Source organism: Tenacibaculum sp. SDUM215027 (assembly GCF_050566205.1).
Taxonomy (GTDB): Bacteria; Bacteroidota; Bacteroidia; order Flavobacteriales; family Flavobacteriaceae; genus Polaribacter.
This window is the reverse complement of sequence record NZ_JBNXUE010000001.1, coordinates 620,327-636,573: the sequence shown is the minus strand read 5'-3', so window position 1 is coordinate 636,573 and position 16,247 is coordinate 620,327. Positions and strand designations below refer to the sequence as shown.

Genomic DNA, 16,247 nt, shown 5'->3' with positions numbered 1-16,247 from the left:
TATAATTTTTATTTTTTAAATAGCTTAGTTGTAAGTAGTTTTTGTCCATCGTTTACCTCTAAAATGTACATTCCAGTATTCAACTTTGAAACGTCTAGATTAGAAGATTTTAAATGACCTTCTTTTACTACTTTACCAACAGTATTTATAAGTTTATAACTTATCTTTTCTGCTTTTGAAGCAAGTTTTACTTGTATAAAGTCTGCTGCTGGATTAGGGTATGCTAATAAATCTAAGCTTTCTTCATTTCCTATTGCTTCTCCACTTATATTCGCTGAAAAACCTGTTATTGCAGCCACTGAAGAACCAGAAGAAATATTAACTGTATAATCTTCTACCTCACCATAAGTAAATGTTTCACATGCTGTTTGAGCACTATTATACTTCATAGAAACTCTAAGTCTTGTCGTTCCTGAAACATTTGATGGAATTGTAAAATCTTCATAAAGCTCTCCTGCGCTTGAAGATGAACCACTTAACACTACTTCAGTGTCTTCAAAAACACCATCTTTATCATAATCAATCCAAGCTTTCCAGTACTCAGTATAAGAAGAGCTACTAAATCCAGCACTTACATATAGTCTATTAGCACCTTGAGTTACATTCATTGTAAGGTTCGTATAATCTTTATAACCACCATCATTTCCTGTATTATTGTCAACTCCTCCCATAGAAACTCTATCAATCCATTCGTAAGAAGAATTATTTCCTTGAGAAGTACAATACTCTACTGCTGATACTTCTTTTGTTGTAAATGTTGCTGTATTACTCGATGCCGAAACATTTCCTGCAGCGTCTTTAGCTTTTACTGTAAAACTATACGTTGTATTTGCAGTTAACCCAGTTAAGTTCATTGATGTAACACTAACAGTTCCTGCACTTGTAGCTCCATTAAATACCTCGTAACTAGTTACTCCAACATTATCTGTAGACGCTGTCCAACTTAATGTTGCTGTAGTTTCTTCAACATTAGATGCAGTTACTGAAGAAGGCGCCGTTGGTGCTTCTGTATCTGGTGTAGCATTTGTAATATTAACTGTATAATCTTCTACTTCACCATAAGAGAATGTTGCTTCACAAGCTGTTGGTGTAGCATTATATTTTAATACAATTCTCATTCTAGTAGTTCCTTGAGTTGCTGAAGCTGGTACTGTAAATGATGTACTTACAGGAGTATCTTTCGATGCTGCTTTCGTCCAAACTGTTTCTCCAGAATCAGAAAAATCTCCATCTTGATTATAATCAATCCATACTCCATAACCTTCACTGTAAACAGTACCTGTCCATTTAGGAGTAATAGTTATTGTATTAGAATCACCAATAGATAAATCAGTTGAAATTGTAGTGAAATCAGAATATCCTCCACCTCCATCAGAAGTATTATCTATACTTCCTAATTGGACTCTTTCAATATATTCATCAGCAACGCTATTTCCTTTTGAATCACAATAGTTAAGCGGTGGCGTACCTGTTGTTGTTACATTTAATGTCGCTGGTGTTCCTGTTCCACCTTCTGTACATTTCGCAGCTACAGATACCGTATATTCTGTTCCACTTAATAGTCCTGTAGCATTAAATGATGTTCCTGCTACGTTTGTTGTGTTTGCTCCAATGGTTACATCGTAAGAAGCTGCTCCTGAAACTGCTGTCCAAGTTACTGTAAATCCGTTATCTCCAATGTTTGATGAATTTAAGTTTGTTGGTGCTGCTAAAGCACAGTTTTGTACAAATTCTTCTCCTACATTAACTGCATAAAAAGCATTTGTTGTAGAAATTACTTCTTGAGAGTTTGCTCCGTATAAGTCTGTTGCAGCTTGTATTGCCGCTGTTCTAGCGTCGGCATATGTTGAACTGGCTGATAAGTAATTTGCTTCGGTACGATACGCTATTTTTGCGGCTTTTGTCATTCCAATTCCGGTAACGTTGTATGTATCAGATGCATCATTTGTTCCTGACCCTCCAACAGTTAGTAAATAGAACCATTTATTTAAAACTCCTGAATTTGTATGAACTCCACAGTAGTCATTAAATCTCGTCGGTACTCCACAATTTGGGTTTTTCCAATTAGTTCCTCCATAAGTATCTGGTTGACCTTGTGATTTTGGGTCATTCATTGAGCGTAAAGCAGCAGAACCACTACGCCTATCTATTTCATCTCCTATTAACCATACTGAAAGGTCTGGGTTTAAATCATTTCCGTTTCCTTTAGCAAAATGTTCAACTGCCGCTCCCCAAATATCTGAAAAAGCTTCATTTAAAGCTCCTGATTCTCTTTGGTAAGCTAAGTTCGCTGTATGAGTACAAACTGCATGTCCTATTTCATGTGCTGCAACATCAATAGAGGTTAATGCATCAAAACTACCGTTTCCTTCTTGTCCGTTAGAAGAACCGTCTCCATAAGACATTACAGAACCATTCCAAAAGGCATTATCGTAATTCGTATCTACATGTACATAACTTCTAATTTGAGCACCATTATCATCATAACTATTTCTATTATGTTTTTGCAAGAAATACTCATATGTTTGTATTGCACCCCAATGAGCATCTAATGCTGCATCATCTTTGTTTGCACTATGTTCAGCTGTAGTCCAATTATTATCACTATCAGTAAACTGGTCATAATTTGTAACATATGGGTATGTGGAACCTGGAGCTTGGTTTTTTGCATCTCTTGTGTGGATTTTTCTTCCAGTATCACTCAAAATATAGTTTCCTCCACTTAGTGATGTTTCTATTGTTCTAGTTCCACTATAACGTGTTTGTGCAGTTCCTGCTGCAAATGCAGCCGAAATAGCGTTCGCCGCTTTTTTACTTTTTTTTGCGTGAGTAGTTAACTCTCCTACATGACCAAACTTATCTGCATGTTTTATAATTGCATTGTAAAATAATGCTTCTCCTGTATGAGCATCTATGTATAAATACCCTCTGCTTAGCGGTTTTGTAGCAAAAATATCGAACTTATAAGCTAGTCTTGCTTCTTTTTTTCCTATAACTTCTCTAGGAAGAATTAATAACTCTCCATCAGGCTTTTTATAATTATCCATTTCATTGGCTGCCTCAGGATATTCCCATAAATACTTCTCTGCTCCTGTATGCGATAAAGCTTTTCGAAATGCTTGAGCTTTGGATAGCTTTGGGCTTATATTAACCTTTCCAACATCATAAAACTCACCATTCATACTCATTAAAGCACCATTTTTTGCGTGTGCTGTATAAGTGGCAAATTCTACTTTTACTCCTTTAAATTTTTGTTGAAATTTTTCATGTGTAAAACCTAGATCATCTCTATTGGATTTAACTTTTTGCAAGCCATCATGTTTAAATAGCTTTAATTTTTGTCTAATTAAATCTGGTGCTTTTTGTAAAGACACCTTTGAAGATTTGTTGAACTTAACGTGTTTTAACTCTCTATTTTCTTGGGCGTTTATCGTATAAACTCCTGCGAATAAAAAAGCAGATAAAAACACAGTTCTTGCATAATTGTGTTTCATTTTTGAAGGGTTTAGTTAATTGATTTTAATTAAAAAGCCTGAGTTATTCCTCAGGCCTTTTTGTAAGAATTATTTTTTAAATACTTTAGTTGTCAATAGTTTTTGACCATCATTAACTTCTAAAATATACATACCTGTATTTAGTTTTGAAACATCAATATTTGAAGTATTTAAGCGACCTGCTTTCATTACTCTACCAATTGTGTTTACAATTTTATAAGTCATATTATCAGCTCTAGAGGCTAATTTTACTTGTATAAAGTCTACTGCTGGATTAGGGTATGCTAATAAGTCTAAACTACTTTCATTACCTAACCTTTCTGCATTTACACTAGCAAAAGGTTCTTGTCTTGTACTAGAAACAATATTTACAGTATAATCTTCTACTTCTCCGTAAGTAAATGTTTCACAAGCAGTTTGAGCAGAATTATATTTCATAGAAACACGCATTCTTGTTGTTCCTAAAGTTGCTCCTGCAGGAACATCAACTGTATCTGTTAAGTTATTAGCACTTGATGAAGATCCTGTTACAACCTTTTCACTACTCTCAAATGTTCCGTTTTGATTAAAATCAATCCAAACAGCCCAGTACTCTGTATATGAAGAACTACTAAACCCTGCACTAATAGTCATTTGATTTGAGCTTCCTAACGCTAAGGTTGCTGTTTTTGAAGTAAAATCAGCATATCCTCCATTATCTCCAGTTGCATTAGTCATTCCACCTAACTCTACATTATCAATCCATTCATAAGAAGAATTGTTTCCTTTTGAGTCACAGTATGAAACTGAGTTTGATAAAGTTGTTACGTTTATTGTACTACTAGAGGCAGAAACATTTCCTGCAGCATCTTTTGCTCTTACAGAAAAAGTATAAGTAGTTGCTGCTGTTAATCCTGTTACATTCATTGTAGTTCCTGTTACAGATCCAATATTTGTAGTTCCTTGGTAAACATCATAACCAGTTACCCCAACGTTATCAGTAGATGCTGACCAGTTTAACGTTAACGAAGTTTGTGTTACGCTAGATGCAGCTAAACTTGTTGGCGCTGTTGGCGCTGTTGTATCTGCTGTTCCTGCTCCTATTACTACTGTATAATCTTCTACTTCTCCATAAGAAAATGAAGCTTCACATGCTGTTGGTGTTGCATTGTATTTTAAAACTACACGCATTCTTGTTGCTCCATCTATTGCAGAAGCTGGTACTGTGAAAGATGTACTAACCGGTGTATCTTTAGATGCCGCCTTTGTCCAAACTGTTTCACCAGCATCTGAAAAGTCTCCATCTTGATTATAATCTATCCACACACCATAACCTTCACTATATACAGTTCCTGTCCAAGTTGGTGTAATAGTAATCGTATGAGAAGTTCCTTTTGCTAAATTTGTTGAAATTCCTGTATGGTCAGAATAACCATTTCCTCCTCCTGAACTGTTGTCAATCGTTCCTAGCTGTACTCTTCCAATATACTCATCAGAAACACTATTTCCTTTTGATGAACAATAAGAAATTGTTACTTCAGGTGTGGTAAAAGTTGAAGAAGCACTATATGCTGAATTTGAACCATCAGAACACTTACTACGTACTTGTACTTCATACTGAGTTAAAGCTGATAATCCGCTTAAAGATGTTGAAATTCCAGAAACCGCATTAGTTGTCCATGAAGATGTTCCTGTTTGACGATATCTTACATCATAGGTAGCTCCTGAAACTGCCGACCAAGATACTGAAGCACCAGAAGCTGTAATTCCTGAAACTGAAACTCCAGTTGGCACTGTTGCTGTACATGAAGTAGAACCTCCTGTTTTATCAGATAATGCTAAGCTTCTACGCACTCCACCAGCTTCTAAAACAGCACGCATTCTATTTTTTTGTCCTAAAGTAAATAGGTTCATACAAGTATCATCTGAGTAATCCATGTAGTTTTCAACCATATCTGCTGATCCACAAGAAGAATGGCTTGAAGCACACCCATAGTTTGCAGCATCTGACTCTGGAGTATCAGAAACAAAATCGTCAACACCACAACCACCATCACCCCAGATGTGTCTAAGGTTTAAAAAGTGACCTATTTCGTGTGTTGTTGTTCTTCCTTTATCGAATGGAGATGATAAATAGAAACCTGAACCTTTGTCTGAGCTTCCAAAATATTGAGGCCCCATCACTACTCCGTCAGTAGCAGCACTACCTCCAGGAAACTGAGCGTATCCTAAGATTCCACCACCAATATTACATACCCACATGTTAAGGTACTCAGAAGTATCCCAAGGGTCTACTCCTCCTTGAGATGACTTTTTCATTGCGTCATTAGTTCCCCATGAAGTTTTGGATGATGATTTTCTTGTAATTCCGTTTGTTGGATTACCATTTGGATCAACTTGAGCTAAATAAAACTCTATCTGTGTATCTGCTGCTTGTGACCATTTGTTAGTTGCATCAGAATTTGTTCTACGGTAATCTTCATTCAAAACATCAAGTTGAGACTGGATTTGTGCCACACTGATATTTTCTTGTGAACTACTATAAATAACGTGTACAACAACTGGAATTTGGATAATGTCTCCAACTATTTTTCCTTGATAGTTCTTTTTTTCTGCAAGCCTTTTTTGAGTAAAGGACTCAATTTCTTGCATTTTACTTTTTAAAGAAGGATTGAGGGATTGTCTGTACTCAAGATTTTCCATTGAGTGACAGTTTCTTTTTTCTTGGGCATACAAAGCACCAACAAAAAATAAGCACATAAGTGCTAGGGTAATTTTGTTTTTCATTTTTGAAGGGTTTTTTAAGTTAATTAAAAACTCTTTTTTTCACTGAAAAAAAAGCGTTCTTAATTTTTTGTTAAAACATTAGCAAATATATATTTTTTTTACTAAAAACCTATAGAAACGAAAAATAAATTCATTATAACATACTAATAACCAGCAAAAAGCCTTAGAGGAATCTCTAAGGCTTTTACTTTTTTTATTCTTTTTTTTAAACTTATTTCTTCAAGATTTTAGTTTTTAATAGCTTTTGACCATCATTAACTTCAATAATATACAATCCTGTTTTTAATTTTGAAACATTAATGTTAGTAGCTCCTAAAACTCCTGATTTAACTACTCTTCCTCTTAAATCTACAATTTTGTATGTTGTATCTTCTGCCAAAGATCTTAATTTAATATTTACAAAATCAACAGTAGGATTTGGATACGCCACTAAGTTTTGAGTTACTTCGTTTCCTAACCTTTCTGCACTTACAACGTTATCTTGTCTTGCGCTTGAAACAATATTTACCCTATAATCTTCTACTTCACCATAACTAAATGTTTCACAAACTGTTTGAGCAGCATCATACTTCATTGAAACACGCATTCTTGTTGACCCTAACATAGCTCCTGAAGGTACATCAATCGTTGATGTTAAGTTATTTGCACTTGATGAAGATCCTGTTACAACTTTTTCACTGTTTTCAAATGTTCCATTTTGATTAAAATCAATCCATACTGCCCAATGTTCTGTATATGCTGTACTCTTAAACCCAGCGCTAACAATCATTTGGTTTGAACTTCCTCTTGCCAATGTAGCTACTTTTGAAGTGAAATCAGCATATCCTCCATTATCACCAGTTGCATTCTTCATTCCTCCTAATTCAACATTGTCTATCCACTCATAAGACGAGTCGTTTCCTTTAGAAGCACAGTACGATACTGAATTAGACAATGTAGTTACATTTACTGTATTACTTGATGCTGAAACATTTCCTGCTGCATCCTTAGCTTTTACTGAAAATGCATACGCTGTTCCTGCTGTTAACCCTGTTACATTTACTGTAGCACCTGTTACTGAACTTATTTTAGAAGCTCCTTGATATACATCATAACCTGTAACACCAACATTATCAGTTGATGCTGACCAATTTAAGGTTAACGAAGTTTGTGCTATACCAGATGCAGTTAAGTTTGTTGGCACAGTTGGTGCTTGAGTATCTGCTTGTGCTGTACCAACTACTACTGTATAATCTTCTACCTCTCCGTCAAAACTTGTTGCACAAGAAGTAGGGTCCGAATTATATTTTCCTGAAATTCTTATTCTTGTGCTTCCTGATTTTGCACTTGCAGGAACAGCAATCGCTTTTGTAGGTAAAGCTCCGTTAGAAACATTACTAATATTACCTAAATCATATGCTTCTCCACTATCAGTAAAGTCTCCATCTTGATTCCAATCAATCCAAGCAAAAACATCAATTCTATAGTTTCCATCAGTATTCACTGATACTGTAAGGTTTGTTGATGAAGATTGAGAAACTGTTGTTCTCAAGTTTGTAAAGTTTTCATATCCCTTATCTTTTGTAGTACCGTCTGCATTATTTATACTACCAAACACCACTTTTGTTATTCCTGTTTCATAAGTAGTGTTTCCACTTGAAGCACAATATGAAATAGTTACTGCTGGTGTTGTAAAGTTTACTGAAGTGCTATAGTTTGAGTTTGTTGAAGAACATTTACTACGCACTTGAACTTCGTATTGAGTAGAAGCTGATAATCCGCTTAACACTATAGAATTTGATGAAGATGCAACTGTTGTCCATGAAGAACTAGTTGTTGCTTTATATCTTACATCGTATGTTGCTCCTGAAACTGTTGCCCAAGAAACTGTTGCTCCTGTAGCAGTAACTGAAGAAGTAACTGCTCCTGTTGGCACTGTAGCGTTACAAACTGCTGGTGCGTCTGCCTTATTAGACAGCGCCAATGAACGTCTTGATCCTCCTGCTTCTAAAACAGCACGCATCCTGTTTTTTTGACCTAATGTAAATACGTTCATACATGCATCATCTGAGTAATCCATGTAGTTTTGAACCATATCTTCTGTACCACAAGAAACATGTCCTGTTTTACAGCCATAATTGGCTGCATCCGATTCTGGGGTATCAGCTACAAAGTCATCAACACCACAACCGCCATCACCCCAAATGTGACGCAAATTAAAAAAATGTCCTATTTCATGGGTTGTAGTTCTACCAAGATTAAACGAAGGGTCAAGCGTTCCTACAGAACCAAAAGCATTGTGAATCATTACTAAACCATCAGTAGAAGCAGATCCTCCAGGAAACTGTGCAAACCCTAAAATATTTCTATCTCCAGCTGGACTAGTATTAGTCATTTTTGGAACGATCCACATATTCAAGTATTCATCAGTATCCCATGCATCAACACCACCAGATGCAGAACTTTTCATTGCATTGTATGCTTTATACTTTGTTCCCCAATCTGAACTACCTACTTGTTTTCTAGTAATTGCTGTAGTTGAGTTACCATTAGGGTCTATTTTAGCCATAGCAAACTCTATTTGAGTATCGGCTGCTTGTGCCCATTTATTTGTTTTATCCGTATTTTGTCTACGAAAATCTTTATTTAGTACATCAATTTGTGAAAGAATTTGAGCATCACTAATGTTGTTTGTAGAGTTTGTGTATAAAACGTGTACTACTACCGGTATGGTAATAATATCAACTTCTATTTTTCCTTGACGGCTTTGTATTTCTTTAATTTTACTCTGAGTAAATTTTTCGATTTGATCCATACGATTTTGAAGATCTGGATCTTGAGATTTTCTATACTCTAAATCTTCCATTACTCCACAAGTTCTTTTTACTTGCGGCGAATTTTGTTGAGAAAAGGTAGTAACTACCATAAACAAGCACATAAGTGCTAGGGTAATTTTTTGTTTCATTTTGAAGGGTTTTTAATTATTATTTTTTGCTTTTTTTAATTAAAAGCGACGGCAAATATATGTTTTTATTAAGAAATTCATAAAAAAAATAAAAAAACAATACATTATTACCAACAATAACCATTTTTCTGTAACAAAAAACACGCTTTTAAACCGAGTTTTTCTATTGTTTTTTATTTCACTTACCGACTGTTTTATTATCATACATTTATATTCTAAATCAATTTTTAAGTATGAAATGGAAATATTAATTGTATTTTTATTAAAATTTATGATTGATGCTTGAAGTTAAAAATTTAGAAATAAGTTTTAAAAATTCTCCACCTGTTGTTCATAACATTTCTTTTGACTTAAAAAAAAATAAAATTTTAGGTATAGTAGGGGAAAGTGGTAGTGGGAAATCGGTAAGTTCTTTAGCTATTTTAGGATTGCTACCTAAAACAGCCTCTATAAAAGGAGAGCTTTTTTTCAACCAACAAAATTTATTAAATTTTAATGAAAATGATTTTCGAAAAATACGAGGAAGTCAAATAGCCATGATTTTTCAAGAACCTATGAGTTCTTTAAATCCCACGTTAACATGTGGTGTTCAAGTTGCTGAAATTTTACAGCAGCATACACTGTTATCTGACAAAGAAATTAAAGAAGAAGTTATTTCCTTATTTACAAAAGTAAAGCTACCACGGCCAGAAAACATATATAACTCATATCCTCACCAAATAAGTGGCGGACAAAAACAACGGGTAATGATTGCCATGGCAATTGCCTGTAAACCTCTACTTTTAATTGCTGACGAACCCACCACAGCACTAGACGTGACTGTTCAAAAAGAAATTATACTATTACTAAAAGAATTACAACAAGAATATGAAATGGGAATTATTTTCATTTCTCATGATTTGGCCTTGGTTTCTGAAATTGCAGACACCGTAGTAGTAATGCATAAAGGTAATATTGTTGAAAAAGGAACAGCAAATCAGGTTTTTCTCAATCCGAAAGAAAGTTATACCAAAGCGCTAATCAATTCAAAACCAAATACTAAAAAACGACTCAAAACTTTACCTACTGTTAACGATTTTATTAATAACACTATTGACTCTACAGTTTATACAGATGAAGAGCGTACTGCTTTTCATCAAAAAATATATAGCCAACCTCCGCTGTTAGAAATCGTTAATTTACATAAAGATTTTATTAGTAATTCTTCATGGTTTTCAAAACCAGCTGTTGTGAAAGCAGTTAACGATGTGTCTTTTAAAATTCACGAAGGTGAAACTTTAGGGTTAGTAGGAGAGAGTGGCTGTGGAAAAACTACTTTAAGTAGAACAATTTTAGGCTTAGAAAAAGTAACTGCTGGAAGTATTTTATACAAAGGAACAGACCTTACTAAACTACCAAAAGCCGCTTTTAAAAAATTACGAAAAGAAATTCAAATTATATTTCAAGACCCTTTTTCTTCCTTAAATCCAAGAATTTCTGTTGGAGACGCCATTTTAGAACCCATGAAAATTCATAAAGTGTTAAGTTCTAACAAAGAAAGAAGAGAATATGTATACAGTTTGTTAAAAAAAGTTGGACTACAACCCGAACATTTTAATCGCTATCCACATGAGTTTTCTGGTGGACAACGCCAACGAATCGGAATTGCCCGTGCTATTGCGTTGCGACCAAAACTAATTATTTGTGATGAATCAGTTTCAGCTCTTGATGTATCGGTACAAGCGCAAGTTTTAAATTTATTAAACGAATTAAAAACAGAATTTAATTTCACCTATATTTTTATTTCGCATGATTTATCTGTAGTAAAATACATGGCTGATCAACTCGTGGTAATGAACAAAGGTCGGGTAGAAGAAATAGCTGATGCTGACGAAATTTACCAACTCCCAAAGACAAAATATACACAAACTTTGATAGAAGCTATCCCAAAAGGGCTGTAACTTTTTTCACTGCGTTATTAATGGTATATTGCACCGTTAAAACGAAAAGAAAGAATATGAAGATTATAGTACCAATGGCAGGAATTGGGTCTCGTTTAAGACCTCATACATTAACAACTCCTAAGCCATTAACAGTTATTGCTGGCAAGTCAATTGTACAGCGATTAGTGGAAGATATTACTTCGGTTGTAGACCAACCTATAGAAGAAATTGCTTTTATAATTGGGCCTGCAGCAAAAGGGTTTCCTGCAGATACAAAAGATAAACTGCTAAAAATAGCAGAAAGTTTAGGAGCCAAAGGTTCTGTATATGTTCAAGAAGAAGCTTTAGGAACAGCACACGCTATTTATTGTGCTAAAGAATCGTTAGGCGGTTCGTGCGTAGTAGCTTTTGCTGACACGTTATTTAAAGCTGATTTTACGTTAGATGCAAATGCAGATGGAGCTATTTGGGTAAAACAAGTTGAAGATCCTAGTGCTTTTGGTGTTGTAAAACTTAACGATGGAGTTATTACTGACTTTGTTGAAAAACCAAAAGAATTTGTCTCAGATTTGGCTATTATCGGTATTTACTATTTTAAAGATGCTGACAAATTACTCGAAGAAATAAAGTATTTAATAGATAATGATATTAGACCTTCTGGTGAGTATCAATTAACTGAAGCTTTAGAAGCTTTAAAAGTAAAAGGAGCTAAGTTTATTCCTGGAAAAGTAAATACTTGGATGGATTGTGGTAAAAAAGATCCAACTGTAGATACTAACAAGCAAGTTTTAGGTTTTGAACAAGCTGATGGCAACAATTTAGTGTCTGAAGACGTTGTATTAGAGAACGCTGAAATTATTCAGCCGTGTTATGTTGGAAAAAATGTAGTGTTGAAAAACACTAAAATAGGTCCTTTTGTTTCAATTGGTGAAAATAGTATCATTGAAAACTCTACTATTACAAACTCTTTAATTCAAACAAATGTTCGTATTTCAAATGCCAATTTAGGTAATGCTATGATTGGTAATCATGCAAAATACAATGCTAATTATACATCGGTAAGTATAGGTGATTATACAGAGCTTACATAAAATCTCAATAGAAAAGAGAAGAGAAAAAAGAGAGAAAATTATTTTTTCTAAAGTGATACTGTCTTTTTTCTTTCTTCTTTTTTCTTTCTTTCTAAACGCTCAAGATAGCATTCCTGCCGCGGTTAACATTGCTGAAAAAAATAATATTGAGTTTCAACAGTATTTTTTTAAAGCACTTTCTGACAAAGCTATTTTTAACTATCAAAAGGCTATACAAAGTCTAGAAAAGTGTAACAGAATACTTCCAAATAACAAAGCTGTTTTATTTGAACTTTCTAAAAACTATGAAAAATTAGGCAGAAACCCTGAAGCTTTAACCTATATTGATTTAGCATTAAAAGAAGAGCCTAATAATGTATGGCTGCTTGAACATAAAGTTTTTATCTTAAGAAAGTTAGCAAATTTTAATGATGCTATTATTGCACAACAAAAAATAGCTGCAGCATATCCAAAGAAAAAACAGTTACTTGTTTTTTTACATCTTCAAAACAAAGATGTTACATCTGCAAAAAAAGTATTAGCTGAATTAAAAGAAGCTAAATTATTAAATGCCAGACTTCGTTCTATCGAAAGAAAAATAAATATTCAAAAAACAACCGAAACACAACCCAAAAAAGTTATAGAAAGCCTTGATGCTAAGTCACTTTTTGAAAAAGAAAAGTCTTTTATCAACTTAAAAACTCTACTAGATAAGTTAGCTGATGATAATGATAGTGATTTATTAAAATACAGTGAACAAGGTTTAACTCTTTTTCCTGCACAACCTTTTGTATATTTAATGAGTGGAAGGGCATTTAACAACAACAAAGATTATAAAAAAGCATTAGAAACCTTACAAAACGGCATTGATTTTGTTATTGATAATAATAAAATAGAAGCCAAATTTTACTTAGAAATGTCAAAAGCTTATCAAGGATTGAATAATGTTAAAAAAGCCAATTCTTACAAAAACAAAGCTGAAAAGATTTTAAAATAAGTTTCGTTAGTACAAATTTTATGAAATATACCACTTTATTACTTATATTATTTTTAGGTTTAACGTCATGTAAATCTACCAAAAACGTTACTGGTGATGCCGCCATTAAAGAATTGTCGGCACGTAAAGTAGCTAAAAAACATATTGCCACTAATTTTGATAAAAAAACGGTAGACGCTCGTTTAAAAGTTAATTATAAGAACAATAAAGAAAGTTTAGGGTTTTCGGTACGAATGAAAATTAAAAAAGATGAAGTTATTTGGCTAAAGGGAACTAAAATTATTTCTCTTTTTAAAGCCAAAATTACTCCAACAAAAGTGCAATTTTATTCTCCGTATGAAAAGAGTTATTTTGATGGAGACTTTTTAATGCTAAAAAAATTATTAGGAACTGATATTAATTTTCAACAGTTACAAAGCATGTTGTTAGGTGAAGCCTTAATGGACGTAAAATCTGAACGACAAGAAGTTCAAATTCAAGAAAAGTCGTATCAATTATCACCTAAAAAACAGCCCATTTTATTCGACTTGTTTTTTTATGTAAATCCTCTGCATTTTAAACTAAACAAGCAATTAATTGTTAACTCATTAAAAAACCAGCGTTTAGATATTAGTTATCCTAAATATCATAAAAAGAACGCTACTTTTTTTCCTGAAAAAATTAACATAAAAGCCAAAGAAAAAAATAAGTTTACTATTATTGATATTACTACTCGCTCAGTAGAATATGACACTAAACTTAATGTAAATTTTAATATCCCTAGCGGATACAAAAAAATTCAATTATAATTATGAAGTACCCTGTTTTTTACATCTCTTTTTTATGCCTGTTTTTTGTAGGAATTTCTTCTTTCGGTCAAAGTAGGAAAGAGCTTGAAAATAGGCGAAAAAAACTTAAAAATGAAATAGAACAGGTTAACAACCTTTTGTTTAAAGCAAAGAAAAAAAAGAGTAGTGCTTTAGATGATTTAAAAGATTTAAATCAAAAAATAGATGTTAGGGAACGTTTAATTGAAACTATTGAGTTAGAAACTAAATTACTTTCAAAAGAAATCAATTCAAACGAGCGACAATTAAAAAAATATAATGACGAGTTAGAGAACTTGAAAAATGACTACCGAGACATGGTAGTAAAGTCATACAAAAGCAAATCGCAGCAAAGCAAAACCATGTTTTTGTTATCTTCAGAAAGCTTTTACCAAGCCTACAAGCGACTAAAGTATATGCAACAGTATAAAGACTTTAGAAAAAAGCAAGGAGAAGAAATCATGGTAAAAGCTAAAGACGTAAAACAGTTAAACGACTCGCTAACTGCTCAAAAAAAATCAAAAGAAACCTTACTATCTGACGAAAAAAATCAGAAAAAAGAAATTGAAGGAGATAAGAAAAGTCAGGAGCAGCTAATTTCAAAAATCAAAAAAGAAGAGAAAAAATATAAAAGCGATTTACAGAAAAAACAACGAGAAGAAAAAAGAATTGCCGCCAGAATTGATAAGTTAATTAGAGATGCTATTGCTAAAGCAAACAAGGGTAAAAAAACAACGAAAGGCAAAACCAAAAGTTCTGGTTTTATTTTAAATGCCGAAGAAAAAGCTTTACTTGCTAACTTTGAACAAAATAGAGGTAATTTACCTTGGCCAGTTAAAGGTGTAATTACACGAAAATATGGAGTACAACCACATCCAACATTTCCTGGAATTAGTATCAATAGTCACGGATTATACATTGCTACTAAGTCCAACACTGAGGTAAAAAGTATTTTTAACGGAAAGGTATTAGTTATTCAGTTGCATTCTGATGGTAGAAAGTCAGTTTTAGTACAACACGGTAATTATATTTCTGCATACAACAAGTTAAAAGAAGTATATGTTAAAAAAGGTGATGCTGTTAAAACTGGTGATAAGCTAGGTAAAGTGTTTACTAACAAAGTAACTGGTAAAACACAACTTAGTTTTATGTTATATAAAAACAAAAATCGACTGAATCCTGCAAAGTGGATTCGTTCATAACTAACCATGAAAAACGCATCCAACTTTATTATTGTAACCGTAGCTATTATTGCAACGTTGGTTATTGGAAAAGGAATTTTAATTCCATTTGTTTTTGCACTAATTTTCTGGTTTTTAACTCGTGAAATCCGCAAAACCATATACAAAATCCCCTTTGCCAAACGCTTTATTCCTTTTTGGTTAAGTAATGTATTTGTTTTTACATTCATTATTTTAGGGTTTGGTTTTGTCTCAGAAATAATTACCAATAGTATTTCTAACTTAACCACTTCGTACTCAAAATATGAACCGAATGTTGATGCTATTATAAAACGTTTAGACGCCTATTTTCACATCGATATTATCAAGTCGTTACAATCTGTTGTTGGAGACTTTGATTATGGCTCTGTTTTGGGCGATATAGCAAACGGTATTAGTAGTTTGCTTGGTAACACCTTTATGATTATTATTTATGCCTTATTTATCTTCTTAGAGGAAAGTAATTTTAAAAAGAAATTACAAAAGGTATTTATGAGTTCTCAAAACAACTCTAAAAGCTTTCAGTCAATCTTAAAAAAGATTGAAGATTCTATTTCAAACTATTTACGACTAAAAACCTACGTAAGTTTATTAACAGGTATACTTAGTTATTTTGTGCTGTTGTTAGTTGGAGTAGATGGGGCTCCGTTTTGGGCCTTTCTTATCTTTTTACTGAATTACATCCCTACTATCGGTTCACTTGTAGCAACTGCATTTCCTGCCATATTCTGTTTAATTCAGTTTGGAGAGTTTCCTCCATTTTTAATTGTATTGTTTGCAGTAGGTAGTATTCAAGTTGTTGTAGGTAATATTGTGGAACCTAAAGTTTTTGGAAAGTCACTAAACTTAAGTCCGTTAGTTACCATATTATCATTAGCTCTTTGGGGAGAAATTTGGGGAATTACAGGAATGATACTTTCTGTACCTATTACAGTAATTATGATTATTATCTTTTCTCAGTTTGAAAAAACAAAAGACATTGCCATTTTCTTGTCTGAAAGCGGCAATGTAGATGAAATATAAGCTGT

Annotated in this window: 9 protein-coding genes; 6 read left to right on the top strand and 3 right to left on the bottom strand. The window is 33.3% G+C overall.

Annotated features, from left to right (window positions below):
• Positions 1-8 precede the first annotated feature (8 nt).
• From ACQYZ7_RS02970 to ACQYZ7_RS02960, 3 genes are all read right to left on the bottom strand, one after another.
• On the bottom strand, positions 9-3,494 hold the full coding sequence (locus ACQYZ7_RS02970) for a M4 family metallopeptidase (RefSeq protein WP_430728300.1): 3,486 nt from the start codon (positions 3,492-3,494) through the stop codon (positions 9-11).
• 69 nt (positions 3,495-3,563) lie between these two features.
• Entirely contained in the window at positions 3,564-6,260 is a 2,697-nt protein-coding gene (locus tag ACQYZ7_RS02965; protein WP_430728299.1) for a GEVED domain-containing protein, read from the bottom strand.
• A 211-nt stretch (positions 6,261-6,471) separates the two neighbouring features.
• Entirely contained in the window at positions 6,472-9,204 is a 2,733-nt protein-coding gene (locus ACQYZ7_RS02960; protein WP_430728298.1) for a GEVED domain-containing protein, read from the bottom strand.
• Positions 9,205-9,482: 278 nt separating this feature from the next.
• Here ACQYZ7_RS02960 and ACQYZ7_RS02955 point away from each other — a divergent pair, with 278 nt between their 5' ends.
• The 6 genes from ACQYZ7_RS02955 to ACQYZ7_RS02930 are packed head-to-tail and all read left to right on the top strand — an operon-like array spanning position 9,483 to position 16,242.
• Complete coding sequence (locus ACQYZ7_RS02955) at positions 9,483-11,144, top strand: ABC transporter ATP-binding protein (RefSeq protein ID WP_430728297.1); 1,662 nt, start codon at positions 9,483-9,485, stop codon at positions 11,142-11,144.
• Between the two features lie 56 nt (positions 11,145-11,200).
• Entirely contained in the window at positions 11,201-12,217 is a 1,017-nt protein-coding gene (locus ACQYZ7_RS02950) for a sugar phosphate nucleotidyltransferase (protein ID WP_430728296.1), read from the top strand.
• A 52-nt stretch (positions 12,218-12,269) separates the two neighbouring features.
• Positions 12,270-13,193 carry a tetratricopeptide repeat protein gene (locus ACQYZ7_RS02945; RefSeq protein ID WP_430728295.1) on the top strand — a complete coding sequence of 308 codons (924 nt, stop codon included), beginning with the start codon at positions 12,270-12,272 and terminating at the stop codon, positions 13,191-13,193.
• A gap of 20 nt (positions 13,194-13,213) precedes the next feature.
• Positions 13,214-13,981: a DUF4292 domain-containing protein gene (locus tag ACQYZ7_RS02940; RefSeq protein WP_430728294.1), complete on the top strand. Its 768-nt coding sequence runs from the start codon at positions 13,214-13,216 to the stop codon at positions 13,979-13,981.
• 2 nt (positions 13,982-13,983) lie between these two features.
• A complete protein-coding gene (locus ACQYZ7_RS02935) occupies positions 13,984-15,201 on the top strand; it encodes a murein hydrolase activator EnvC family protein (protein WP_430728293.1) in 1,218 nt (405 codons plus the stop codon).
• A gap of 6 nt (positions 15,202-15,207) precedes the next feature.
• Positions 15,208-16,242, top strand: coding sequence for an AI-2E family transporter (locus ACQYZ7_RS02930; RefSeq protein WP_430728292.1), 1,035 nt, complete (start codon positions 15,208-15,210; stop codon positions 16,240-16,242).
• Positions 16,243-16,247: the final 5 nt, after the last annotated feature.

Coding starts and splice junctions, on each gene's coding strand:
- ACQYZ7_RS02970 (WP_430728300.1), bottom strand. CDS start 3,494: ATGAAACACAATTATGCAAGAACTGTGTTTTTATCTGCTTTTTTATTC.
- ACQYZ7_RS02965 (WP_430728299.1), bottom strand. CDS start 6,260: ATGAAAAACAAAATTACCCTAGCACTTATGTGCTTATTTTTTGTTGGT.
- ACQYZ7_RS02960 (WP_430728298.1), bottom strand. CDS start 9,204: ATGAAACAAAAAATTACCCTAGCACTTATGTGCTTGTTTATGGTAGTT.
- ACQYZ7_RS02955 (WP_430728297.1), top strand. CDS start 9,483: ATGCTTGAAGTTAAAAATTTAGAAATAAGTTTTAAAAATTCTCCACCT.
- ACQYZ7_RS02950 (WP_430728296.1), top strand. CDS start 11,201: ATGAAGATTATAGTACCAATGGCAGGAATTGGGTCTCGTTTAAGACCT.
- ACQYZ7_RS02940 (WP_430728294.1), top strand. CDS start 13,214: ATGAAATATACCACTTTATTACTTATATTATTTTTAGGTTTAACGTCA.
- ACQYZ7_RS02935 (WP_430728293.1), top strand. CDS start 13,984: ATGAAGTACCCTGTTTTTTACATCTCTTTTTTATGCCTGTTTTTTGTA.
- ACQYZ7_RS02930 (WP_430728292.1), top strand. CDS start 15,208: ATGAAAAACGCATCCAACTTTATTATTGTAACCGTAGCTATTATTGCA.